30 protein-coding genes are annotated in these 22,974 nt (G+C 70.2%); 7 read left to right on the top strand and 23 right to left on the bottom strand.

What is annotated here, in order from left to right; genetic code table 11:
- Window positions 1-78: 78 nt before the first annotated feature.
- From DEA06_RS05050 to DEA06_RS05115, 14 genes are all read right to left on the bottom strand, one after another.
- Window positions 79-366, bottom strand: coding sequence for an HU family DNA-binding protein (locus DEA06_RS05050; RefSeq protein ID WP_116646894.1), 288 nt, complete (start codon window positions 364-366; stop codon window positions 79-81).
- A 300-nt stretch (window positions 367-666) separates the two neighbouring features.
- Window positions 667-972 (bottom strand): 30S ribosomal protein S14, encoded by a 306-nt coding sequence (gene rpsN, locus DEA06_RS05055; RefSeq protein WP_116646895.1) that lies wholly within the window; start codon window positions 970-972, stop codon window positions 667-669.
- A 2-nt stretch (window positions 973-974) separates the two neighbouring features.
- Complete coding sequence (gene rpmG / locus DEA06_RS05060; protein ID WP_013584775.1) at window positions 975-1,145, bottom strand: 50S ribosomal protein L33; 171 nt, start codon at window positions 1,143-1,145, stop codon at window positions 975-977.
- The gene (gene rpmB / locus DEA06_RS05065) at window positions 1,145-1,381 is read right to left on the bottom strand and encodes a 50S ribosomal protein L28 (protein WP_116646896.1); all 237 of its coding nucleotides are present in this window, start codon (window positions 1,379-1,381) and stop codon (window positions 1,145-1,147) included. Before rpmB ends, rpmG begins: the two co-directional genes overlap by 1 nt.
- 138 nt (window positions 1,382-1,519) lie before the next feature.
- Window positions 1,520-2,776: a DUF2029 domain-containing protein gene (locus DEA06_RS05070; protein ID WP_240606827.1), complete on the bottom strand. Its 1,257-nt coding sequence runs from the start codon at window positions 2,774-2,776 to the stop codon at window positions 1,520-1,522.
- Between the two features lie 170 nt (window positions 2,777-2,946).
- Complete coding sequence (locus DEA06_RS05075; protein WP_116646897.1) at window positions 2,947-3,639, bottom strand: DNA-3-methyladenine glycosylase; 693 nt, start codon at window positions 3,637-3,639, stop codon at window positions 2,947-2,949.
- Window positions 3,615-5,033 carry a hypothetical protein gene (locus DEA06_RS05080; protein ID WP_116646898.1) on the bottom strand — a complete coding sequence of 473 codons (1,419 nt, stop codon included), beginning with the start codon at window positions 5,031-5,033 and terminating at the stop codon, window positions 3,615-3,617. Before DEA06_RS05080 ends, DEA06_RS05075 begins: the two co-directional genes overlap by 25 nt.
- Complete coding sequence (locus DEA06_RS05085; protein WP_116646899.1) at window positions 5,023-5,805, bottom strand: TIGR03943 family protein; 783 nt, start codon at window positions 5,803-5,805, stop codon at window positions 5,023-5,025. The genes DEA06_RS05080 and DEA06_RS05085 overlap by 11 nt, the downstream gene beginning before the upstream one ends.
- Window positions 5,798-6,769, bottom strand: coding sequence for a permease (locus DEA06_RS05090; protein WP_240606828.1), 972 nt, complete (start codon window positions 6,767-6,769; stop codon window positions 5,798-5,800). The genes DEA06_RS05085 and DEA06_RS05090 overlap by 8 nt, the downstream gene beginning before the upstream one ends.
- 34 nt (window positions 6,770-6,803) lie before the next feature.
- Entirely contained in the window at window positions 6,804-7,217 is a 414-nt protein-coding gene (locus tag DEA06_RS05095) for a transcriptional repressor (RefSeq protein ID WP_116646901.1), read from the bottom strand.
- 10 nt (window positions 7,218-7,227) lie between these two features.
- On the bottom strand, window positions 7,228-7,842 hold the full coding sequence (locus DEA06_RS05100) for a DUF2087 domain-containing protein (protein ID WP_116646902.1): 615 nt from the start codon (window positions 7,840-7,842) through the stop codon (window positions 7,228-7,230).
- On the bottom strand, window positions 7,839-8,699 hold the full coding sequence (locus DEA06_RS05105) for a metal ABC transporter permease (protein ID WP_116646903.1): 861 nt from the start codon (window positions 8,697-8,699) through the stop codon (window positions 7,839-7,841). Before DEA06_RS05105 ends, DEA06_RS05100 begins: the two co-directional genes overlap by 4 nt.
- Complete coding sequence (locus tag DEA06_RS05110; protein ID WP_116646904.1) at window positions 8,696-9,511, bottom strand: ATP-binding cassette domain-containing protein; 816 nt, start codon at window positions 9,509-9,511, stop codon at window positions 8,696-8,698. The genes DEA06_RS05105 and DEA06_RS05110 overlap by 4 nt, the downstream gene beginning before the upstream one ends.
- Window positions 9,508-10,554 (bottom strand): zinc ABC transporter substrate-binding protein, encoded by a 1,047-nt coding sequence (locus DEA06_RS05115; protein WP_116646905.1) that lies wholly within the window; start codon window positions 10,552-10,554, stop codon window positions 9,508-9,510. Before DEA06_RS05115 ends, DEA06_RS05110 begins: the two co-directional genes overlap by 4 nt.
- 131 nt (window positions 10,555-10,685) lie before the next feature.
- Between DEA06_RS05115 and DEA06_RS05120 the strand changes: the two genes are divergently transcribed.
- The 3 genes from DEA06_RS05120 (at window position 10,686) to DEA06_RS16490 (ending at window position 12,624) form a co-directional block, all read left to right on the top strand.
- On the top strand, window positions 10,686-11,384 hold the full coding sequence (locus DEA06_RS05120) for a DJ-1/PfpI family protein (RefSeq protein ID WP_116646906.1): 699 nt from the start codon (window positions 10,686-10,688) through the stop codon (window positions 11,382-11,384).
- Window positions 11,385-11,894: 510 nt separating this feature from the next.
- Entirely contained in the window at window positions 11,895-12,437 is a 543-nt protein-coding gene (locus DEA06_RS05125) for a hypothetical protein (protein ID WP_116646907.1), read from the top strand.
- 40 nt (window positions 12,438-12,477) lie between these two features.
- Window positions 12,478-12,624, top strand: coding sequence for a hypothetical protein (locus DEA06_RS16490; protein WP_165817928.1), 147 nt, complete (start codon window positions 12,478-12,480; stop codon window positions 12,622-12,624).
- 184 nt (window positions 12,625-12,808) lie between these two features.
- On the opposite strand, the gene DEA06_RS05130 is transcribed toward DEA06_RS16490, so the two are convergent.
- The 7 genes from DEA06_RS05130 to DEA06_RS05160 all read right to left on the bottom strand — a co-directional run bounded on the left by DEA06_RS05130 (window position 12,809) and on the right by DEA06_RS05160 (window position 19,670).
- A complete protein-coding gene (locus DEA06_RS05130; protein WP_346427026.1) occupies window positions 12,809-13,183 on the bottom strand; it encodes an aldo/keto reductase in 375 nt (124 codons plus the stop codon).
- Between the two features lie 19 nt (window positions 13,184-13,202).
- Entirely contained in the window at window positions 13,203-14,342 is a 1,140-nt protein-coding gene (locus tag DEA06_RS05135; protein WP_240606829.1) for an amidohydrolase family protein, read from the bottom strand.
- A gap of 87 nt (window positions 14,343-14,429) precedes the next feature.
- Window positions 14,430-14,756, bottom strand: coding sequence for a hypothetical protein (locus DEA06_RS05140; RefSeq protein WP_116646909.1), 327 nt, complete (start codon window positions 14,754-14,756; stop codon window positions 14,430-14,432).
- Between the two features lie 262 nt (window positions 14,757-15,018).
- Window positions 15,019-16,389, bottom strand: a complete 1,371-nt coding sequence (locus DEA06_RS05145) for a dihydrolipoamide acetyltransferase family protein (RefSeq protein ID WP_116646910.1) — start codon at window positions 16,387-16,389, stop codon at window positions 15,019-15,021.
- Window positions 16,390-16,408: 19 nt separating this feature from the next.
- The gene (locus tag DEA06_RS05150) at window positions 16,409-17,374 is read right to left on the bottom strand and encodes an alpha-ketoacid dehydrogenase subunit beta (protein WP_116647260.1); all 966 of its coding nucleotides are present in this window, start codon (window positions 17,372-17,374) and stop codon (window positions 16,409-16,411) included.
- A gap of 11 nt (window positions 17,375-17,385) precedes the next feature.
- Window positions 17,386-18,537 (bottom strand): thiamine pyrophosphate-dependent dehydrogenase E1 component subunit alpha, encoded by a 1,152-nt coding sequence (locus tag DEA06_RS05155; RefSeq protein WP_116647261.1) that lies wholly within the window; start codon window positions 18,535-18,537, stop codon window positions 17,386-17,388.
- Window positions 18,538-18,554: 17 nt separating this feature from the next.
- The gene (locus DEA06_RS05160) at window positions 18,555-19,670 is read right to left on the bottom strand and encodes a histidinol-phosphate transaminase (protein WP_116646911.1); all 1,116 of its coding nucleotides are present in this window, start codon (window positions 19,668-19,670) and stop codon (window positions 18,555-18,557) included.
- Window positions 19,671-19,721: 51 nt separating this feature from the next.
- Between DEA06_RS05160 and DEA06_RS05165 the strand changes: the two genes are divergently transcribed.
- The 3 genes from DEA06_RS05165 to DEA06_RS05175 are packed head-to-tail and all read left to right on the top strand — an operon-like array spanning window position 19,722 to window position 20,734.
- A complete protein-coding gene (locus DEA06_RS05165) occupies window positions 19,722-19,928 on the top strand; it encodes a ribbon-helix-helix protein, CopG family (RefSeq protein WP_116646912.1) in 207 nt (68 codons plus the stop codon).
- Window positions 19,925-20,293: a type II toxin-antitoxin system death-on-curing family toxin gene (locus DEA06_RS05170; RefSeq protein ID WP_116646913.1), complete on the top strand. Its 369-nt coding sequence runs from the start codon at window positions 19,925-19,927 to the stop codon at window positions 20,291-20,293. The genes DEA06_RS05165 and DEA06_RS05170 overlap by 4 nt, the downstream gene beginning before the upstream one ends.
- Before the next feature lie 39 nt (window positions 20,294-20,332).
- A complete protein-coding gene (locus tag DEA06_RS05175) occupies window positions 20,333-20,734 on the top strand; it encodes a phage holin family protein (protein WP_116646914.1) in 402 nt (133 codons plus the stop codon).
- Here the strand turns inward: DEA06_RS05175 and DEA06_RS05180 are convergent.
- Together DEA06_RS05180 and DEA06_RS05185 are read right to left on the bottom strand one after the other, a co-directional pair.
- On the bottom strand, window positions 20,697-22,013 hold the full coding sequence (locus DEA06_RS05180; RefSeq protein ID WP_116646915.1) for a hypothetical protein: 1,317 nt from the start codon (window positions 22,011-22,013) through the stop codon (window positions 20,697-20,699). The two genes, DEA06_RS05175 and DEA06_RS05180, sit on opposite strands and share 38 nt — an antisense overlap.
- Window positions 22,010-22,303 (bottom strand): hypothetical protein, encoded by a 294-nt coding sequence (locus DEA06_RS05185; protein ID WP_116646916.1) that lies wholly within the window; start codon window positions 22,301-22,303, stop codon window positions 22,010-22,012. The genes DEA06_RS05180 and DEA06_RS05185 overlap by 4 nt, the downstream gene beginning before the upstream one ends.
- A 115-nt stretch (window positions 22,304-22,418) precedes the next feature.
- Here DEA06_RS05185 and DEA06_RS05190 point away from each other — a divergent pair, with 115 nt between their 5' ends.
- Complete coding sequence (locus DEA06_RS05190; RefSeq protein ID WP_116646917.1) at window positions 22,419-22,925, top strand: low molecular weight protein-tyrosine-phosphatase; 507 nt, start codon at window positions 22,419-22,421, stop codon at window positions 22,923-22,925.
- Window positions 22,926-22,974 lie beyond the last annotated feature (49 nt).

A 22,974-nucleotide genomic window follows, 5' to 3' on the forward strand; every position in this document is an offset into this window, starting at 1 on the left:
CAGCAGAGGGGGGATGCCGAAGCATCCCCCCTCTGGAGCGCTGAGGCCGCGCGGTCGCGCGGCGAGCGTCACGTCGTCTTACTTGACGGCAGCCTTCAGCTTCGAGCCTGCGGTGACCTTGACGCGCTTGCCCGCGGGGATCTTGATCTCTTCGCCGGTCTGCGGGTTGCGGCCCGTACGTGCCGACGTCTCGACCTGCTCGAAGGCGATCCAGCCGGGGATCGAGACCTTGCTGCCCTTGGCGACCGCCTCGGAGACGGTGGAGAAGAGGGAGTCGAGCACGCCCGACACGGCGGACTGGCTCTGGCCGGTGGCGCTCGCGATGCTCGCGACGAGTTCGGTCTTGGTGATGGACTTGTCAGCCATGGGGGTTGTCCTCCAAGGCGGCAGACGCCGCCCCTTATTTCTTCGGACGGAAGCGGAATGCCTCCGGGTGGTCGGATCGACCGCCTCGAATGTATCAACGATCGTGGTGAGAACCGCGTATTTCCGGGGCTCGTGACGCATTCGGACGCCGTGTCGCGGGGCTGATGTGGCAGATGGGGCTGTTGAGGCTCGGTTCGGACCTGCCTCGCGGATCGGCGGCGGCAACGCGAAAGGGCGGGACCCCCGTGAGGAGATCCCGCCCTTTCAGAGGTTCAGTCGTTCACTGGGCCCGTAGACGTCTTACCAGCTCGACTTGGTCACGCCGGGCAGCTCGCCCCGGTGAGCCATGTCGCGGAAGCGCACACGCGAGATGCCGAACTTCGTCAGCACACCGCGGGGACGGCCGTCGATGACGTCGCGGCTGCGCACGCGAGCCGGCGAAGCGTTGCGGGGCAGCTTCTGCAGGCCCACGCGAGCGGCCTCACGCTGCTCGTCGGTGGAGGTGGGGTCGACCAGAGCCTTCTTCAGCTCGGCACGCTTCGTGGCCCAGCGGGCGACGATGACCTTGCGCTGCTCATTGCGCGCGATCTTGCTCTTCTTTGCCATGTTTAGCGCTCCTCTCGGAAGTCGACGTGCTTGCGGACCACGGGGTCGTACTTCTTGAGCACGATGCGGTCGGGGTTGTTGCGGCGGTTCTTGCGCGTCACGTAGGTGTACCCCGTGCCGGCGGTCGAACGCAGCTTGATGATCGGACGAACGTCCTGTGCTTTCTTAGCCATCAGAGCTTCACACCCCTTGCGAGCATGTCTTTGACGACTGCCTCGATGCCACGAGCATCAATGACCTTGATGCCCTTCGCGGACACGTTGATCGTGATCTTGCGACCGAGCGACGGAACGAGATAGGTCTTGCGCTGCACGTTCGGGTCGAAGCGGCGCTTCGTCCGGCGGTGCGAGTGCGAGATGTTGTGACCGAAGCCGGGAACAGCGCCGGTCACCTGGCACACTGCTGCCATAGTGATTCTCCTTAGTACCGTGACACCGGACGGTGCCACCCAAGATCCCTTGTCTGCACCCCGCTCGCGCGCAGCCGAAGAGGCCGTTCGATGAGGGAGGGGTGCGTACTGCGTGCTGGAGTGCGCGCAGACGAGGAGTCAGTCTAGCACGGGCGGCGCGTCGGCCCGGCGGGGGCCGGATGCTGCGATATGGGCGACGCGCGTTCGTTCGGTCGGAACCCGCAGCAGCTGCCGCACGACCCACACCAGCAGCACGACGAGCATGACGTTGCGCGCGGTGAGCACGAGCACGCCGATCGGGTTCGCGACACGCACGAGGTCGAACACGAGCGGATACACGCCCTGCGTGAGGAAGGCGGTGATCGCGGCGTACTGGAGTCCGCGCCGGATGCCGCGTCGGTCGACGATGACCCAGAGGACGAACGGCGCGATGATCCACGCCACGAACTGGGGCGAGCCGACCTTGTTGAAGACGATGAGCACGAGCACGAGCGTGAGGGTCAGCGGGGGGAGGAGGCGCAGCATCCGGGCCCCGGCGCGCGCCTTGAGCACTCCGACGACGCAGACCGCGGCGACCGCGACCGCCATGAGGGGCGTCAGGAGCGCGGCCATGGTGTCGACGCCCGGACCGTAGATGGCGAACGTGATGATCTCGTTGTCGAAGGCGACCTTGGCCCCGTTGATGCCGAACACGGCGAGCCAGACGAAGGGGGTCGCCGCCGTACTCTCCATCTGCAGGCCTCGGCCGACCTGGGCCGTGATGAACCCGGTGAGGTTCTCCGCGCCACCGAGCGCGACGACCACGAGCACCACGGCCGCGGCGGTCGCCCCGGCGGAGGCCACGACCACCCACCAGCGCTTGCGGGCGGCGATCGTCAGGGCGAGCACCACGGCGGCCGGCCAGATCTTGATCCAGGCGCCGATCGTGAGGATCGCCGAAGAGACGGCGGGGTGGCGGATGGCCAGGAGCAGGGCGACGATCGCGAGGGGCACGGTGATCGCATCGATGCGGTACATGCCGATCGGACCGAGGAGGACGAACAGCACCAGCCAGACGCGGGCTCCCGTCAGGCGGGCCCGGGAGCGCCCTCGGCCCACGAGGAAGGCGAACGCCGCCGCGTCGAGCACGCAGACGAGCACGGCCCAGCCGAACGTGTACCCGGCGATCCAAGAGAACAGGTGCGCGGCCAGCATCGGCACGAGCGCCACCTGCGGGTACACCCACGCCGCCGTGATGCCGACGATGTCGCCGCCGCCCAGGGCCTGGTTCGACCACGGCTCGTAGACGTTGTAGACGTCGCCCATGGGCTGGCTCCACAGCAGGAACCCGAGCGCCACGACGAGCGCGTGAGCGCCCAGGAACCACAACCAGATATTCCGAAGTTCTCGCGACACGAGAAGCCAACCTATCCGAGCGACCTGAACGCCGACCTCCCCCGGCCCCGCCCAGCACCTCAGACCGCGAGACTTCACCCGGGCTACGAGACTGCCGCCCAGGAGCGCAGTCTCGTAGCAGGGATGAAGTCTCGCGGTCGGGTCCGGCCGGGGCGGGGGTCGGGGCGGGGTCAGGCGTCGCGGGCGCCGCGGCCCCAGCGGAACGCCGAGACGGTCGGGTCGCCAGCGATCCAGAACCGCCACGGGAACGCCTCGGTGCCCGCGATGCCGGCCACGCCCACCCTCGGACCCGTGACGACGGTCGCGAGCGGCTGCTCCCGCACCGACAGTGACGCAACCGCGCCCGCCCTCTCGGACGGCACGATCGCGTCGATGCCGTCGTGGATCGGATGCTTCAACCCGACCGCGTCGCCCAGACGCCCCGGTCCGCTGGCGAGCTCCCTCGGCGAGCGCACGACGCCGCGGCGTTCGAGCCGGCGGCGCGTCGCCGCATCCGCCCCCTCGACGATCTCACCGGCGCGCAGCAGGACTCCTCCGGCGACGCCCTCCGGACCGCACACGACGTTCACGCACGAGTGGATGCCGTGGCTGAGGTAGACGTACAGGTGCCCGGGCTCGCCCCACATGGTCGCGTTGCGGGGGGTTTGACCCATGCGGGCGTGCGAGCCGGGATCGGCGATGGGGCCGGTGCCGAGGCCGTGATAGGCCTCGACCTCCGTGAGCCGGACCGCGACCCGCTCCCCCGCGATCACGGTCTCGAGCACCCCGCCGAGCAGGCGCGGGGCGACCTCGGCGGGGAGTGCGTCGAGGTCGGCGCGGCGCGCCGGGCGGAGCGTGCTCACGCCGGCGGCACCTGGCACCATGACAGGCCGAAGCCGTCGAGCACCGAGACCTCGGTGCCGGTGTCGATCTCGACGACGTGCGTCTGCAGGCGCGTGGGCAGCGGCAGGAGGTAACGGTCGTAGGGGTTGCTCGCGGCGGACGGAGCGACGAGCACGGCGGCGTATCGTCCGCTCGCCGACACGCAGGTCTGCAGCACCGAGTCGGAGGCTGATGCGTCGAGCAGCACGGTGGCCGTGCCGTCGTCGGTCACGCGCGCGACGGCGGTCGAGACGAACGCACCGTCGTCCGACAGCTCGGCGTAGGTGCGGATCGTGCCGGCGCCCTCCCCCGGCATCGGGGTCACCGCACTCAGCGACCCGATCGCCGTCGTCGGCTCGACCAGGGGCTGCTCGCTGCCGTCGGTGAGGTCGACCACGCGCATGCCCTCGAGCCCCTCGACGACGGCCTGCGACGAACCGCGCGCGATGCCGTCGATCGACAGAGCGGTTCCCAGCGGAGCGGCGTTCGCCCCGTCGGCCCCCGAGAGCAGCAGCCGACTGTCGAACGTGAGCACGAGGATGCTGTCGGTGTCGGGCACGAACCGCCACTCGGCCACACGGACGTCACCGCCGAGATCGACCTCCTTCGGAGGGGCGTCGGCCGCGCCGGTCGCGACCGAGGTCGTGAACAGGACCGCCTCGCGGCCTCCGCCGGCTCCGAGGTCGGCGTCGGAGAAGGTGAAGCCGATGGTCTCGCCGCGGTCTGCGCTCTGCAGGTTCGACACGAAGCCGTCGCCGGGCAGATCGAGTTCTCGCGGGTCTTCGCCGTCGGAACCCGTGACGAGGATCGCGGGGCGGTCGTCGTCGGTGCGCACCGAGACCACGAGGTGCGTGGCGGTGGCGCGGTAGTCCTCGATATGCGGATGCGTGAACACGGGCACGGCGTCACCGCCCAACCCCGTGCGATAGATGGTGTCGCCGTCTTCGCCGCCGCGCTGGAGAAGGTAGGGCTGCAGAGCGGGGGTGCGGAACGTCGTCGTCAGGGTGGACGCCGGTCCGACGCCGCGGCCCGAGGCGTCGGAGATCGTGACCGTGTAGTCGGTATCGTCGCGCAGGGGCAGCGTGAAGCGCACCCCGACGCTGCGGCCGGAGGTGTCGACCGTGAACGGCGCCGCCGGATCCACGGTGACCTGCGCCGCATCCACGTCTTCCAGGGCCTGCGTCGTCTCGAGGATGACCCGCGAGCCGGAGGCGACGACGGCACCCGCGGGATCGACCTGCACCTTCGTCACCCGCGGCCCCTGCACGATGCCGATCGCCGCTCCCGCGGCGCCGACCAGCACGAGCCCGCCCAGCACCGCGGCGAAGGCCGAGAGGAAGGCGCGGCTGCGACGTTGGTGCCCTCGTGCGCGGCGCGACGGGGCGTCAGTACTCATAGGGGTCCTGCGGCTCGTCGATCGCCACGACCTCGTCGGGGGTGATCTCGAGCGCGCCGCTGCTGGTGGAGCGCACCGTGCCGGTGACCGTCACCCACTGACCGGTGTCGGGAACCGCGGCCGTCGAGGCGATCGGCAGCGTCGCGGGCTGCGCGTCGATGACGCAGTGCGTGATGACGAGGCGCGTGAGGTCGAACCCGGAGCCGTTGTCGCTGGGGGTGACGAAACCGGTGAGCGAGATCGCGTCTCCGTCGAAGGTGTCGGGGTTCGTGGCGGTCGCGAACACGCTCGCCCACTCCCCGACCCCGAATTCGCCGGTATCGCCCGACGACGCCAGCGTGATGACGTCGGCCCCGGCGAACAGCGGGGGCGCCCCGACGTCTCGTGACATCGCGAGCTCGGCCGACAGCGAGGCGGGCGGCGAGACGAGCATCGTCACGACGACACCCGAGGCGACGAGGCCACCGGCGAGGGCGACGGCGCCGACCGGGCGCGCGGTGGGGTGCGGATGCGGCGCGTCGTCGTCTTCCGCGTGCGCATGCCCGTCGCCGTGGTCGTGGCCGTGGTCTTCCTCGGCGCCGAGCGGGAGCGCGAAGCTCGCGACGGCTCCGACGAGGAGGAGCACCGCCATGCCGACGGCGAACCACGCCGAGTCGGGGTTGATGTACAGCGCCAGACGCCCGGTGAGCCAGAGCGCGATGGTCACCACGGCCAGGCACGAGGCGAGGCCCACTCCGAGCCAGCGCGTGCCGACGAATCCCGCGTTACGCACCGAGGTTCACCACCGTTCCGAGGGCGAAGGCGAACAGCACCACGGTCACCGTCATCCCCACGAGCACGCGGGTCGAGAAGGTGGTGCGCAGGAGCGCCAGCATCTTGAGGTCGACGATCGGACCGACCACGAGGAACGCCACGAGCGAGCCGGGCGTGAACGACGCGGCGAACGACAGCGCGAAGAAGGCATCGACGTTCGAGCAGATCGAGACCACGAGCGCCAGCACGATCATCGCGACGATCGACAGCGCCGGATCCGATCCGATCGCGACGAGCGTGTCGCGTGGCACGAGAATCTGCACGGCTCCGGCCAGCGCCGAGCCGATCACGAGGGCCGGCATCACCGAGCGCAGCTCGACCACGAACTGGGCGAGCGAGCGGCGGCCCTTCCCGCCCGTCTCGGTCGTGACGAGCTCGCAGGTCTCGCGGAACCGGTCGGTCAGCAACGCATCGGGCGACGGGTGACGGCTGTACAGCCAGCCGATGAGGTTCGCGACGAGGTAGCCGCCGATCAGGCGGGCGATGAGGATGTTGTCGTCGAAGCCGAACGCGGCGTGCGTGGTGATGATGACGATCGGGTTCACGATCGGCGCGGCGACCAGGAACGTCAGCGTCTCCGACACCGTGAAGCCGCGCATCAGCAGGCCCCGCGCGAAGGGCACGTTGCCGCACTCGCAGACCGGGATGAACATGCCCAGGAGCGAGAGCACCGCGCGACGCGCCCACGCTCGCCGCGGCATCCACCGCTCGATCGCACCCGGCGGAACCCAGACCTGCACGACGATCGACAGCACCACGCCGAGCACGACGAACGGCAGCGACTCGATCAGCACGCTGAGCGAGAGCGTGACGGCGTCCTGCGCCCTCGTCGGCAACGAGGCGCTGAACAGCTGCGGGGCGAAGGCGTCGATCGCGAACAGGGCGGCGATCGCGGCTACGCCGAGCGCCAGCGGCACCGCCACGCGGGATCGCGAGGCGGGCCGTGTCGCGGTCGCGCTACTGCCCCGCACGCTCGCTCGCGCGGGCCTCGGTGCACGATGCGCAGAGGCCGAAGATGTCGACGATGTGCTCCGCCTGGGTGAAGCCGTGCGTCGCCGCGGTGCGCTGAGCCCACTCCTCGACGTCGTCGGCCTCGATCTCGACGGCCAGTCCGCACGAACGGCAGATCAGGTGATGGTGGTGGCCGGGGGTCGCGCAGGCGCGGAAGAGGTTCTCGCCCTCGGGGCTCTGCAGCGAATCGGCGTTGCCCTGGGCGGCGAGCCCGGCGAGGGCGCGATAGACGGTCGCGAGGCCGATGCCGGTGTTGTCGTCGCGGAGGGTGGCGTGCAGCGACTGAGCGCTGACGAACCCGCGGGCGTCGGCGAGCGCTTCACGCACACGTTCTCGCTGCCAGGTGTTGCGCTGGGTCATGGCCGGGATTCTACCGGCGCTCGCTGGACGTCGACCCGGACGCCGCGTCGCCCGGCCGAGACGCCCCTTCCGGGTCGACACCCACCGCCGGGCGAGGTGTCTCGGCCGCGGGGGCTGTCTCCCGGATGCCGGGGGCCAGGGCGTACTCCGACCCCGAGGCGGTGCGCTCGACCACATCATGGTCGACGAGATGACGACGAAGGAGGGCGACGTCGTCGGCGAAGCGCTCGAGCCGCCCGGTGAGCCCGCGCTCGGTCACGACCTCGCCGGGGCGCAGAACCCTCTCCGCCACGTGCGCGAGCAGCTCCACCCGCTCGCCGGCCTTCGACGGGTAGCGGTCGATGCGCCCGTCGGGCCGGAGGAATCGATCGATGCCGCTCGGTCGCGCGGGGGCGGTCGCCAGCATCCGCTTCGGTCCGGTCGCGTCGGCGAACAGCTCCCCCTCGCGCTCGATCACGAGGCCCGACCCGACCAGCGCGGCGATGGCGGCGTCGGCCCGCGGGGCGGCGACCCCCGCGACGGCGTCGCCGCGCGACGCGCCGAGCACGATGCGCGCGTAGACCTCGCGGGTCGTGTCGTTCGCCAGGGCGGCGATCGCCGGGCGCCAGGCGTTCTCGCCCGTCATGCGGTGCGGGTCACCCGGCCGCGGCGCGCACCGATGATGCGGCAGGCGAGGTAGATGGCGAACGAGATCGTCGTGATGTAGGGGCTCACCGGCAACGTGCCGGCCACGGCGAGCAGGATGCCGCCCACGGCCGAGACGAATCCGAACGCGGCGGCGAGCACCGGCACCGCCACCGGGCCGGATGCGACGCGCATCGCCGCTGCGGCGGGGGTGACCAGCAGCGCCATCACGAGCAGGGCGCCGATGATGTGCACCGCGACGGCGACCACGAGGCCGAGCAGCAGCATGAAGATCAGCGAGACGGCGGTGGTCGGCACGCCGCGGGCCGCCGCCGACTGCGGGTCGAGGGAGTCGAAGCGCAGGGGCCGCCAGATGAGCAGCAGCGCGAGCAGTGCGACGGCGCTCAGGGCGATGAGCCACCCGAGCTGCCCCGTCTGCACCGACACGATCTGGCCGGTGAGCAGGCTGAAACGGTTCGCGCTGCGCCCGTTGTAGAGCGAGAGGAAGAGGATGCCGAGACCGAGACCGAACGGCATGAGCACGCCGATGATCGAGTTGCGGTCTCTGGCACGCGCTCCGAGCACCCCGATGAGGCCGGCCGCGATCAGCGATCCCACGATCGAGCCGGTGACGACGTCGACACCGATGAGGAGCGCCGCCGCGGCACCCGCGAACGACAGTTCGCTGATGCCGTGCACGGCGAAGGCCATGTCGCGCTGCATGACGAAAACGCCGATGAGGCCCCCCACGAGACCCAGCACGGCACCGGCGATGACCGAGTTCCACACCAGGGCGAGGATCTCGCCGTAATCGGCGACCCCTCCGAAGAGCGCGGCGCCCACGTCGGCCCAGTTCATTCGGGCTCCTCGTCGTGGTGGTGGTGATGGGCGTCGTCGGCGTCGGGGGCACCGACCACGACGAGTCGTCCACCCGCCCGCAGCACGTAGACCGGGGCGTCGTACAGATCGCTGAGCACAGCCGAGTTCAGCACCTCGTCGGGGGCGCCGAGCATGAACCGGCCGTGGGCGATGTAGAGGATGCGGTCGACGTGCTCGAGAACCGGGTTGATGTCGTGGGTGACGAAGACCACGGCCGCGCCCGAGCGCGCCCGGTGCTGGTCGATGAGACGCACGACCGCCCGCTGGTTCGCGAGGTCGAGGCTGGTCAGCGGCTCATCGCAGAGCAGGAGCCCCGGGTCGTCGGCGAGCGCCTGCCCGACGCGCAGACGCTGCTGCTCACCGCCCGACAGCTCGCCTACCGGGCGGTCGGCGAAGCCCTCGGCTCCGACCGCGCGCACGAGCTCGCGCACGCGTTCCCGATCGCCGCGGCGCGGAAACGGCAGACCGAAGCGATGCCCGTCGACGCCGAGTCCGACGAGGTCGCGCCCGCGCAGCGAGGTCTCCGGAGGGAGCGGACGCTGCTGGGGCACGTAGCCGATACGGCGGTTGCCGGCCCGGTGCACCGCGCTGCCGAGGGCCCGGATGCTGCCCGAACTGAGGCGCTCGAGACCGAGGATGGCGCGCAGCAGCGTCGTCTTGCCCGACCCGCTCGGGCCGAGGACGGCGATGAACTCCCCCGGGGCGACGTCGAGATCGAGACCGCTCCACAGTTCGCGATCACCGCGGCGCAGGGCTGCGCCGCTGATCTGCAGCGGAGAACCCGACGTCACCTCGCCAGGGCGTCGGCCAGTGCCGCGACGTTCTCGTCCATCCACGAGATGTAAGTCTGTCCCTCGGGGAGCGTCTCCGCGAACTGGATCACCGGGATGCCGCGACCGTCGGCGTCGTCGACGACCTGCGTGGTCTCGGCTCCACCGGTCTGCGTGTTCGTGATGACGACGCGGACGTCGCCCGATGCGACGAGGTCAAGCGCTTCGAGGAGCGTGGCCGGCGGAACGTCCTGCCCCTCCTCGACGGCCTCGCTGAAGGCCTCCGGGGTGACGACCGAGAGGCCCGCCGCGGCGACGAGGTAGCCGGGGACGGGTTCGGTCACGAACACTCCCGCGCCCGCGTCGGATGCCTCGATCTGCGCCAGCGCGTCTTCGATGCCGGCAACACCCTCGGTGAAGGCGGTGAGGTTGGCGGAGATCGCGTCAGCGCCGTCGGGGCGCAGCGTCGTCAGCTCGTCGGCGATGGCCTCGGCCACGTACTCGACGGTGTGCGGGTCGTACCAGACGTGCTCGTTGAACCCTTCGACGTGGTCGTGACCGGCGTGGTCGTGACCTTCCTCGTCGGCGTGGTCGTCGGCGTGGTCGTCGGTGTCGGCGGCGGGGGTCTCGGTGCCCTCGGTCTCGCTGGTCTCCGCGTCATCGTGACCGGCGTTCTCGGGCCAGTCGTGGGAGTACTCCACGGCCGTGATGACCGGGGCGTCGACGCCCGACGATTCGATCAGCGCGTCGACGAAGGCGTCGTAGCCGCCGCCGTTCTCGATCAGGAGGTCGGCGCGGCTGACGATGAGCTGGTCCTGCGCGCTCGGTTCGTAGGAATGCGGGTCCTGCGAAGCCGACGCGATGATCGAGGTGACGTCGACGAGGTCGCCGCCGATCGCCTCGGCGATCTGCCCGTAGACGTTCGTCGACGCGACGATCTGCACGCGCCCGTCGTCGTTCGAGGGGGCGGTGCCGGCAGCATCCGTCGTTCCGGCGCATCCGGCCAGAGCGAGCGCGGATGCGGCGACGAGCGCAGCGGGGAGGAGGAGTCGGTTCCGGGTCACCCGCCCACTATAGAGCTACTGATAATCGTTCTCAAACTCAGCTGCGGCCGCCGCGTTGCCGACGGTGCCCGTTTCCGCCACGCGTGCGCGTTTTTTCGGCCTGGATCGGCGGAATCGGGCACCCTCGAGGAATGACCGCTCCGTTGCGCTTCGTCTCCGTGCTGTTCCCTCGCGTCACGCAGCTTGATCTCACGGGGCCCGTCGAAGTCTTCTCCCACCTGCCCGACGCCGTCAGCGACCTTGCATGGCATCGGATAGAGCCGGTACCGACAAGCGCGGGCTTCTCGATCCTTCCGACCGTCACTTTCGACGATGCCCCTCAGGCGGACGTCCTCATGGTCCCCGGCGGGCAGGGCGCCTTCGACCTCCTCGACGACGCCGTGGCCTTGGACTTCGTCCGACGCCAGGCTGCCGGCGCGCGGTATGTCACGAGCGTGTGCACGGGAGCATTCGTCCTCGGCGCGGCCGGACTGCTGGGCGGCCGCCGCGCGACGACCCACTGGGCCTCGCATCCGCTGCTCGAGGTGCTCGGCGCGGTCCCCGAGCACGGCCGCGTCGTCCGCGACGGCAACGTCTTCACCGGCGGTGGAGTCACCAGCGGCATCGACTTCGCGTTGAGGCTGGCGGCCAAGATCTACGGCGATAACGTCGCCCGTAGCATCCAGCTCGGCCTCGAATACGCCCCCGCCCCTCCCTTCGACGCGGGGACACCCCTCGCGCCCGAGGCAGACGCCGCGCAGGTCGAGAGGTCGATCGCTCACGCGCGGGCGACTCGCGAAGCCATCGTTCGGCGGGCGGCGGACCGCCTCGTCGGCGGGGTCAGCAGCTGACCGTCACCAAGAACCGCGGGTGGGAAAAGTACCCAACCCGCCCACCCGGCCGGCCACGCCGTCGAGATCAGCAATCTCCTCGTCCGAGAGGGCAAGGGCGGTGTACTGACCGCTCGTCCAAGACGCGGGAAGGTCGCAAGAGTCATGAGGCGGATCCCCTATGCGAATGAATTCCACTCATTTTGATAATGGCGAGTCGATTCGCGGCACTGTTGACTGATGTCACTTCCGATGACTGGCTGAGATGTTCGCCCTGCGGCCGTCTTGCAGAGCGCCAGCCTGAGGGGTCTATCTCAGATCGATAACTAGGTGGGGGAATCATGAGTATCGGGACCAAACTGACAGTGGCAAGCGCGATGATGCTTGTAATTCTGGGGGTGACACAGCCAGCGAACGCGGCAGTGGGCAGATATTGAAGCCGGCAACACAAGCGGCGGTCAATTGTCGCCAGTCTCGGCCATCCCGCAAGATGAACTCGACTTCCTGACAGCACAGTTTGAGAAGCTCGGGGTGGCGGAAGACGCGCAGCATGGGCTGCTCGAGAAGTACGCTGCCGGAGTCGCGTTCGAAGACGCATCCGGCGGGACCCCGGTCACCGTCGAGAACTACCGACTGGGTATCACTGACTACACGCGCTCCGTCTTCGCCGACGGCTCCGTCGCTTTGGAGTCGGTGGAGCGACCCGACATCCCCACGACCGGCACCGGCGGCCCCTCGGCGCGTGGCATCTCGGGTTGCGCTTACCAGTTGAGTGCTGGTGTTGCGACGTACTCGAACTGCAAAGTTGAGAAGTCGATCACAACATTGACGATGTGGTTCCGCGGCGGCCACTGGCGGTACGCGGGCGGCCATGGCGCGAGCGTCACCAACACCTGGGGCTGGGACATTCAGGCTGTAGGCGCGTCATGCGCCTTCCAGTCACTGCAGAGCGTGACGAGCACCCAGGCGCGTCTCCGCGCCAGCTGCACCGTTGCCGGCGGCTGGGGATCGACCAATCCCTGGGTCGAACTGCAGTCAACGTCTACTGGCGCTAACGTGAATGCGAATTGGTGACGGTACGGTCACTCATCTCCAACCTCGGAAGGCAGCGGTCGTGAACGAGACCTTGATTCTCTTTAACTTTGTTGTCACAGTCGCGCCGACTGTGTTGCTATTAGTCGGATTTTTGGTCACTTTCAGTAGCCTGCGGCGCATTCAGAAGCAACTGGACGAGTTGAAGGCATCGCACAATCACGAGTGACGGCGACTAGCTCAGCCCCCTGGGTCACAGCCCGGCTCTATCGTCACGCAATCCATAGAGCCGGGCTTCCCAGCTCGTCACCATTTCCCCAACTCGCCCGGCGCTGTCCGCGCCCAAGACGAGCGTAGGATTGCCACCGCTCGGACGAGGCTCGAGCCCATCGGTCAGCCCGCCCCCGGGCGGGTCAGCGGTTGACCATAGCCATGTGCTGCGGGTTGTAGCGGTCGCCCCGCACGCCGATGCGGTCGGCGAGGCCGTTCAGGTCGGCGAGGTCGTCGGCCGAGAGCGCGAGGGCCGTTGCGCCGCCGTTCTCCTCGATGCGCGGCGTGCGGCGTGTGCCGGGGATCGGTGCGAGGTGCGGATGCTGCGCGAGGAGCCAGGCGAGGGCGACCTGGCCCGGCGTGGCGCCCTTGCTCTCGGCGAGCACGCGGACTTGATCGACCAGCGCCGAGGTCGCCGCCTTCACGGGAGGCGCTGTCATTACCCCGGCGCACGTCGAGGGTGCCCGTTTCTGCCGAAGGTGCGCGTTCTTTCGGGCTCGAATGGCGGAAACGGGCACCCTCGGGAGTGTCCGCGGCTCACGCCGTCGCTGCGTCGAACGCCACGACCGATCCGTCCTGGTGGACGACGAGGAGATCGGCGGTCGCGGCCCCGATGTCGACCAGAGGCTCCGGCTCGCCGAGCAGCGCCGCGGGGACGGTCGTCACGGCGGCCACCGCCTGCGCGACGGGGATCCCGGCGCGGACGCACCGGCGCACCGCTTCGTCGAGCGTCAGGGTCGAACCGGCCAGCGTCGTGGTCCCCGCGAGATAGGGGACGCCGCCGGTCACAGTCACGTCGAGCTCCCCGATGGCGAAGTCGCCGTCGGCGCAGCCCGTTGCCGACATGGCGTCGGTGACGAGGGCGATCCGGCCGGGCGCGGCCGCGAACAGCAGCCGGAGAGCCGCGTCGTGGAGGTGGTGGCCATCCGCGATCGCCTCGAGCACCACGTGATCGCGATCGATCGCCGCGCCGATCGGCCCCGGCTCACGGTGCAGGAACGGCCGCATCGCGTTGAAGGCGTGGGTCAGCAGCGAGGCCCCGTGGTCGAACGCCTCCGCAGCCCGGTCGTAGTCCGCATCGGTGTGGCCCACGGCGACCACGACGCCCGCGGCCGTCAGCCGATCGATGGCATCGATGGCGCCCGGCAGCTCCGGAGCGATCGTGATCGAGCGGAGCCGACCGTTCGCCGCCTCGAGAAGGGTCTCCACGGCCCGAGGGGTCGGGTCGGTCAGCGCGGCCGGATCGTGCGCCCCACGTCGTCCCGGGGCCAGGAACGGCCCCTCCGCGTGGATGCCCGCGGCCGCGGGCAGCGACGGGAGGACGGCGGAGACCTGGGCGAGCCGCGCCGCCAACCGCGGCACCGGCGCGCTGACGAGGCTCAGCAGCATCCGCCCCGTTCCATGCGCGCCGTGGAAGTCGATCGCCGGGCGCACGGCGTCCTCGGGGCCGTCGTCGAAGGCGACGCCACTCGCGCCATGGCAGTGCAGGTCGGTGAACCTCGTCGTGACCACCGCGTTCCGCAACAGCACGGAGCGCTGCCCGGGCTCGGGCGCCCGCGAGCCCGTTCCTCGCGCCGTGACGACGCCGTCCCGCGTCTCGAACCAGCCGCGTTCTCCGGTGGGCGCGGTCGCGTCGAGGTAGACGGTGAGCGGATGAGGGTTTTCGTCTTCGGTCACGGTCGCGACGCCTTCTCGAGCAGCTCCAGGATGTGCGGGTAATCCTCGCCCGTGGCGCGGGTCACCCCCAACTCGCGGCGGATCGCATCATTCCCCGTCACGCCGTGCCGGCCGCCACTCGGAGATGAACTCGACGACGCTCATACGAGCGAGATCGGTGCGCGCCCGCTGCAGCAGTCGGTCCGCTTCTTCCGGAGTTCCCGCCACGATGCGGAGAACGTCTCTCCCGGTGCGTCGCTGAAAAACGGCCAGCTCGAGAGCCGACGGCCCGGCTTCCAGATCGTTCGTCAGCAGACCGGCGGCGATGGTCAGCGCCGAGCGGAGAGCTTTGGTGAGTAGTGACCCACGTCGCGCGACAATGCGTGCGTCTAGATGGGCGCTGGCCGACTCCGCCTCGTCGTCAGCCGCGGCCATGTCCGAAGTCGAGTCCACGGTCCCAGCTTCGCCGATTTCATCTCGAGCCGGGGAAGGCGCGACCTCATCCTGCTGGCCTGGGTCAGCCTGACGTACTCGGGCTGACCGCGAAGGTCGAGCTCCGGCGTCCACCGGCCGGAATCCGCTCTGGACTACCAATCCAATCGGGGGGATACTCCGAATCGAGGTTGGGCCCGCCGGTCCGCGGCCCCTTCGCAGCCGGCGGGCCCACACACCCACGCAAGGGGGCGCGGCGTCGACCTCAGTCGAGCAGCAGCGCGGGCTCTTCGAGGATCGACGCGACGTCGGCGACGAAGCGGCTCATGCCGTCGCCGTCGACCACGCGGTGGTCGAACGAACCGGCGACGGTGGTGACCCAGCGGGGGCGTACCTCACCGTCGACGACCCACGGCTTCTGGCGGATCGTACCGAGCGCGATGATGCCGGCCTCCCCGCCGTTGAGGATCGGGGTGCCGGCATCCATGCCGAAGACGCCGATGTTCGTGATGGTGATCGTGCCGCCCTTCTGGTCGGCGGGCGTCGACTTGCCCTCACGCGCGGTGGTCGTGAGGTTCTGCAGGGCACGGGCGAGCTCGCGCATGCTCATGTCCTGCGCATCCTTGATGTTCGGCACCAGGAGTCCGCGCGGGGTGGCGGCGGCGATACCCAGGTTCACGTAGTGGTGCAGACGGATCTGCGCGCCGTCATCGCCGTCGACCCAGGCGGCGTTCACCATCGGGGTGCGACGTGCGGCCCAGATGACCGCGCGCGCCATGATCAGCAGGGGTGAGACCTTGACGTCGGCGAAGTCGGGCGACGACTTGAGCCGCTTGACGAGCTCCATCGTGCGCGAGGCGTCGACGTCGGTCCAGACCGTGACGTGGGGCGCCGAGTAGGCGGTGCGCACCATGCCCGAGGCCACGGCCTTGCGCACCCCGCGCACCGGGATCGATTCCTCGCGGCCGTCGCTGCTCTCGGTGGGCTGGGCGCTCTCGAGAGGAGGTGCGGATGCTGCGGGGCGCGCAGCATCCGATTCCTCGGCGGCGACGGGGATCGTCTCCTCGCGCACCTCTCCCCAGGCGGGGGTCTCGATGTTGCGGAAGACGCTCGCCTGCGATGCGTGCTTCACGACGTCGTCGCGGGTCACCTCGCCCGAGGCACCGCTGGGCGTGACCGAGGTGAGATCGACGCCGAGGTCGCGGGCGAGCTTGCGGATCGGGGGCTTGGCGACCACCCCGGCCGACGTGCCGGCCGGGCGCGCCTCGGGCTTGACGGGGCGACGGCGCGACGCGACGTGACCCGCGCTGCCGTAGCCGACGAGCACCGCGCCTCCCGGCGCCTCGGGCTCGGGCACCACGGCCGGCGCGGCAGGGGCGGCGGGGCCCGCGGCCGACTCGTCGGCGATCGTGATGATGGCGCTGCCGACCTCGACGGTGTCGCCCTCGCCGGCGAGCAGCTCGCCGACCGTGCCCGAGAAGGGCGACGGCAGTTCGACGAGCGACTTGGCCGTCTCGATCTCGACGAGCACGTCGTCGACCTCGACCGTGTCGCCGGGGGCGACGCGCCAGGAGACGATCTCGGCCTCGGTCAGACCCTCGCCGACATCGGGGAGGAGGAACTTCTGCGTGCTCATGATCGGTCCTTCGGGGTGCTCAGTACGCCATCGTGCGGTCGACGGCCTCGAGGATGCGGTCGGCGTCGGGGAGGTACTTGCCCTCCAGGTTCGCCGCGGGGAAGGGGGTGTCGAAGCCCGACACGCGCAGCACCGGCGCCTCGAGCGAGTAGAACGCCCGCTCGGCGACCGTGGCGGCGATCTCGCTGCCGACGCTGACGAAGCCCGGGGCCTCCTGCGCGTAGACCATGCGGCCGGTGCGGCCGACCGACTCGAGGATGGGGTCGTAGTCGACCGGCGACAACGAACGCAGGTCGACGACCTCGCAGCTCGTGCCCTCGCTCTCGGCGAGCGCCGCGGCCTGGATGAGGGTCGACACCATCGCGCCGTGTCCGACGAGGGTCACGTCGGTGCCGCGCCGAACGATACGGCTGGCGTGCAGCGGCACCGCGGAGGCGTCGAGGTCGACCTCGCCCTTCGGCCAGTAACGGCTCTTCGGCTCGAAGAAGATGACCGGGTCGGGCGAGGCGATCGCCTCCTGGATCATCCAGTACGCGTCGTTCGGGGTCGACGGGCTCACCACGCGCAGGCCCGGTGTGTGGGCGAAGTAGGCCTCGGGACTCTCCTGGTGGTGCTCGATCGCGCCGATGTGCCCGCCGTACGGGATGCGGATGACGACCGGCATCTGCAGGGCGCCCTCGTGCCGGTAGGTGAGCTTCGCCAGCTGGCTGGTGATCTGGTCGAACCCCGGGTAGACGAAGCCGTCGAACTGGATCTCGCAGACCGGCCGGAACCCGCCCATCGCGAGGCCGATCGCCGTGCCGATGATGCCCGACTCCGCCAGCGGCGTGTCGATGACCCGGCGCGGACCGAAGTCGGCCTGGAGCCCCTCGGTGACGCGGAAGACGCCGCCCAGCGGGCCGATGTCCTCGCCCATGAGCAGCACGCGGTCGCTCTGCTCCATCGCGCGTCGCAGGCCCGCGTTGAGCGCCTTGCCCAGCGACATCTCGGTCGTGCTCACGATGCGCCCCCTTCGAAAGACGCCTCGTAGGCGTGGAACCAGCGGCGCTCCTCTTCGACGAGCGGATGCTGCTCGGAGTACACGTTCGTGAAGATCTGGTCGGCCTCGAGCCCGCCGAGCGCGTTGGTGCGCACACGGGTGTCGTCGGCGAGCGCCTGGGCCTCGGACTCCGCGTCGGCGAAGAAGGCCTCCCCGGCGCCGCGACCTTCGAGGTAGGCCCGCATGCGTTCGATCGGGTCGCGCCGGCCCCAGGCCTGCTCCTCGGCGGTCGTGCGGTACTTCGTGGGGTCGTCGCTCGTGGTGTGCGCGCCCATGCGGTAGGTCATCGCCTCGATCGCGCGCGGTCCGCCGCCGGCTCGTGCGTCGTCGAGCGAGGCGCGGGTGACCGCGTAGCTGGCGAGCACGTCGTTGCCGTCGACCTGCACGCTCGGGATCCCGTAACCCGCGCTCCGACGGAACAGCGGCGAGCGCGACTGCGTGGCGACGGGCACCGAGATCGCCCACTGGTTGTTCTGCAGGAAGAAGACCTCCGGTGCCTGGAAGCTCGCCGCGTAGACCATCGACTCGTGCACGTCGCCCTGGCTGGAGGCGCCGTCGCCGTAATAGACGATGACGGCTTCGTCGCGGTCGGGGTCGCCGCTGCCGCTCTTGCCGTCGAAGGCGAGGCCCATCGCGAGACCCGTCGCGTGCAGGGTCTGCGCACCGAGGACGAGCGTGTAGATGTGCGTGTTGCCGTTCTTCGGGTCGTAGGGGTTCCACCCGCCGTGCGTGAGTCCGCGCATGAGGCGGATGATGTCGACCGGGTCGACCCCGCGGATGCGCGCGACCACGTGCTCGCGATACGAGGGGAAGACGTGATCCTGGGTGCGAGCGGCGCGGGCCGAGCCGACCTGCGCGGCCTCCTGGCCCCAGCTCGGCGGCCACAGGGCGAGCTGCCCCTGTCGCTGCAGCAGGGTCGCCTGCCGGTCGAACGCGCGGATCGACACCATGTCGCGGTAGAACTGCTCGAGCTCGGCATCGGGCAGCGCATCGACGAGCGGCAGGTACTGCTCGGCGGCGGGCGTCGGCGCGACCGACCCGTCCGCGGCGAGAATGCGGACGAGCTCTGTGTCGTCGACGGGCAAGGACGCGTCGAGCGCGTCGGGCACGGTCGGATCGGGCACTGTCACGCTCTCCACGCTAGCCCTCGGCCGGAATGGCCCTCTGGGAGGGTCTGAACAACGGATGCTGCGATCCGTAGGACCTTCTCGACAGACTCCTCCTCGCCGACGGAGATACGGATGCCGTCGCCGACGAACGGGCGCACGATGAGGCCTTCCTCCTCGAACGCTTCCGCGAAGGCCGCCGTGTGCTCACCGGCGGGGAGCCAGACGAAGTTGCCCTGCGCGTCGGGCACGTTCCAGCCGCCGTCGCGCAGACCCGCGACGAGGCGGTCGCGGCGCGCGGAGATCACCCGCACCCGCTCGAGGAGCTCCGACTCCGCCCGAAGGCTCGCCAGGGCCGCAGATTCCGCCTGGCCCGTGACCGCGAGCGGGATGGCCGTCGAGCGCGCGGCGTCGAGCACGCGGCGGTGACCGATCGCATAGCCGATGCGGAGACCCGCGAGCCCGAAGGCCTTCGAGAAGGTGCGGAGCGCGACGACGTTGGGCCGGTCGAGCAGGCCGAGCACCCGCATCCCGTCGACCGCGTCGGTGGCGGTGACGAACTCGGCGTAGGCCTCGTCGAGGATCACGAGCACGTCGCTCGGAACAGCGTCGAGGAAGGCGGCGAACTCGTCATGCGTGACGGCGGTCCCGGTGGGGTTGTTGGGGCTGCAGACGATGACGACGCGGGTGCGCTCGCTCACGCTCGCCGCCATCGCCGGAAGATCGTGCCGGAAGTCGGCCGTGAGCGGCACCTCCACGGCGGTGGCACCCGCCACCCGCACCAGGGTGGGGTAGGCCTCGAACGACCGCCACGCGTAGACGACCTCGTCGCCCGGCCCTGCAGCGGCGAGGATCAGCTGCGCGAGCACCGATACGCTCCCGGCACCGATGTGCACCTCGTCGGCGTCGACCCCGAAACGCGCGGCGAGCCTCTCGCGCAGACGTCGGGCCGACGCATCCGGATACCGATTGACGTCGGCCGCGTCGCTCATCGCCTCGATCACGCCGGGGAGCGGATCGAAGGGGTTCTCGTTGCTCGAGAGCTTGAATCCGTCGTCGCCCGCGGGCTTGCCCTGGCGATACGGCGGAAGAGCGGCGATCTCGGGGCGGATGCGGACGGGGATGTCGTCTGTCACGCACCGAGTCTAGGTCGGCACCCTCCACGAGGGCGGTAGTACCATTCTGGTATGGCCATGACCGTTCGTCTCCCTCCCGAGCTCGACGCCGCCCTGGAGAAGCTCGCCGCGGCGCGCCACACCTCCAAGCACGCGCTGCTCATCGACGCGACCAGCAGGTTCGTTGCAGAATCCAGCAAGACCGAGCGCGTTCTCGCGGCCGTCGACGACATCGGAATCGACTACGCCGAGGCCATCCGTCGCCTCGAAGACGCGTGACCGAGTATCTCGAGCCGGAGCAGGCCATCGCCGTCGTCGAGCACCTCGGCCTCCATGCTCGCGATAGAGGTCTGCTGTTCTCGGCGATCGCGCGACCCGGCGCGAGCATGTTCGGCGTGGATGCGTATCCCACACTCGAGGCGAAGGCCGCCGCTCTGTTCAGCTCGCTCGCGCAGAATCATCCTCTGTTCGACGGCAACAAAAGGCTCTCGCTATTCCTCACCTTCGCCTTCCTGAGGATCAACGGGCGCCGAGTCACGTTCACCAACGATGAAGCTTTCGACCTCGTGCTCGATGTCGCCCAGGCCCGGATCGATGTCGACGACCTCGCGGAACGGATACGACTCCACACGACCGATCTCTGATCCTTCGTGCCGGAGCGTTCGCATGCCACACTCGATCCCATGGGATTCTTCGTCCGCGTCGTCGTCAACGCGTTCGCCATCTGGATCGTGACGCTGCTGCCCGCCCTCGGCGTGGTGCTGGTGCCGTTCGCTCCGGGCGAGTGGTTGCAGGTGGCCCTCACGCTGCTCGTCGTCGGCGCGATCTTCGCGATCGTGAACTCGGTGATCGGCACCATCGTCAAGGTGCTGGCGATCCCTCTCTACATCCTGACGCTGGGCCTCATCTCGTTCGTCATCAACGGCTTCCTCCTCTGGCTCACCGCGTGGATCACGGGCTTCTGGAACTGGGGCCTGCGGGTCGACGGCTTCTGGCTGACCGTGCTCGCCGCCCTCGTCATCGGCATCATCAACTGGATCGCCGGGCTCATCCTGCGCCCGCGCCCGCGGGAGCGCCGAGACTGACCCGCTCGGCGACGTACTCGGTCGCGTCGACGGCCTCGGCCCGGCCCAGAGCGGTGAAGACGTCGCGCACGGCGGCGGCCCGAGGGTCGGTGGATGCGTCGATGAGAGCCGCGGTCTGCGTGTAAGACGCCAGAGCGTGGGCGGGCATCCGCAGGTCGTGAAACCCCGCGGCCGGATCGGCGAGGCGCTCGACGACGAAGCTCCCCGGTGCGCCCACCCCGGTCACGTGCCCGCCCGACTGCAGGGCCGAGACCGGGTCGTCGGTATGGCGCACGGAGACGCCCAGGGTGTCGGCGCCGACATCGGCCTGCACCGGCGAGCCGAACGACACCAGCGTGCGGGTGTCGTATGCGCCCTCGAGCGCGAGGCGCTCGATCACCATCGCTCCCTGGGAGTGCCCGAACGCGTGCACCACGTCGCCGTCGCGAGCCCCGGCATCGTGGAGAGCCGCGCCGACCGCCTCGTAAGACGCACTGCGCCGGCCCGTGTACAGCTCGAGATTCGAGCGGTTGTCGAAGGGCTCGCTCGCACCGCCCGAGCGGGTGCCCGCGACGAAGACACCGAACTGCCGGGTGCCGTCGGCCATCGCGTAGCGCTCCACCCTCACCTGCGCCGCGCCCGCCGAGGGGATGCGGGAGGCGGCGTCGGCGAGAGAGGAGGGCGGCGTCGCCGCAGCCTGCGCGACCGGGCTGACCCGTACGGGCACCGCTCCTTCCGAGACCAGCCGAGCGGCGGCAGGGACGGCGCCCAGACGCAGGGCGTCGACGACGCCGTACAGGGAGGGGAACATCAACCACGGGTTCATCGGCCCCAGACCCTGCCCGCCGACGAACGCCTGGCCGTAGAGATCGAGATGCGCCGGCGGCCGATGCTCGAGGGCGAAGTCGGCGGCCGCCACCGCCGAGGGCTCCTGCGCCCACAGCCTCGCGAGGCGGGCGTCGATGATCCCCACCCGCGCCGTGTCGCCGGCCGCGGCAGCGGCCACGCGTTCGACGCGCAGCTCCACCGCCTCGTACAGCGCCGCCGCCGAGGTCACCTTCTCGGCGATCTCCGCGCCCTCCTGCCCCACCCGCTCGAGCACGGCCCGGAGCACGGTCGCGTCGAGCACCGCGGCGAAGGTCGACGGCTGTCCCTGCGCGATGAGGTGGACCGCCGCATCCATCTGCGCGACCGTCTCGCCGACCTCGGCGGCGAGGATGCGCAGCCCCGTCGCCACCCGGCGCACCTCGTCGGAGTCGACCTCGACGAGCGACCCGCTGCGGATGGTGATCTCGGTCACGGCATCGCCGTCGCGGCGCGAGCGAGCAGATCTGCGCGGGCACGCGCGACGGTGTCGGCGAGGTCGTCGACGCGCCCCTGGGCAGTGGCCAACGACTCCCGCCACCGATCGAGGCGTTCGTGGCACGCCTGTGCCGACGGAGCGCGCCAATCCGCCTCCGCGACGACCGGGGCGACCCGCACGGCGAGATCGCCGAGCCGCCCGTGCAGATCGCGGAGGATGCGGGACGCCTCGTCCATCGCCTCCAGAGATCTCGCCGTGCCAGGGGAGAGCGTCACATCGATGAGCATCCGTCCAGGGTGGCGGGGCCCGCGGCCTCGCCCCCGCCGGCGACCACCGCCCTGGGGAAGCCCGACGCGATAGGGCTGCCTGTGCAGGAGGCGAAGCGGGCACCAGAATGGAGGGGTGAGTGCCCGAGACGCCCAGACCTTCCGCGTCGTCTTCGTGTGCAGCGGCAACATCTGTCGCTCGCCCATGGCCGCCGAGGTCTTCCGCGAGCTGGCGGAATCGGCCGGTCTGGGCGACCGCATCGTCTCCACGAGCGCGGGCACCGGCGACTGGCACGTCGGCGAACGAGCCGATCACCGCACGATCGAGGCGCTCCATCGGCGGGGCTATGGCGGAGCGGACCACCGCGCCCGGCAGTTCACGGCCGCCGATTTCGCCGACAACGACCTCGTCGTCGCGCTCGATCACACTCATGAGCGCATCCTCCGCGGCTGGGCGCACGACGAGTCGGAGGCGGGCAAGGTATCGCTCCTCTTGACCTTCGATCCCGCGGCGAAGACGACCGACGTCCCCGATCCCTACTACGCGGGCCCGGCGATGTTCGATGAGGTGCTCGGTATGATCGAGGGCGCGAGCCGAGCCCTCTTCCGCCAGCTCGAACCCGCGATCCGTTCCGCGGTCTGAACGCCCGGCCGCTCCATCGCCCGCCCCTCTGCTCGCTCGAACGTTTCGG

Origin of the sequence: Microbacterium sp. Gd 4-13, from assembly GCF_003095395.1 — a bacterium.
GTDB lineage: Bacteria > Actinomycetota > Actinomycetes > Actinomycetales > Microbacteriaceae > Microbacterium.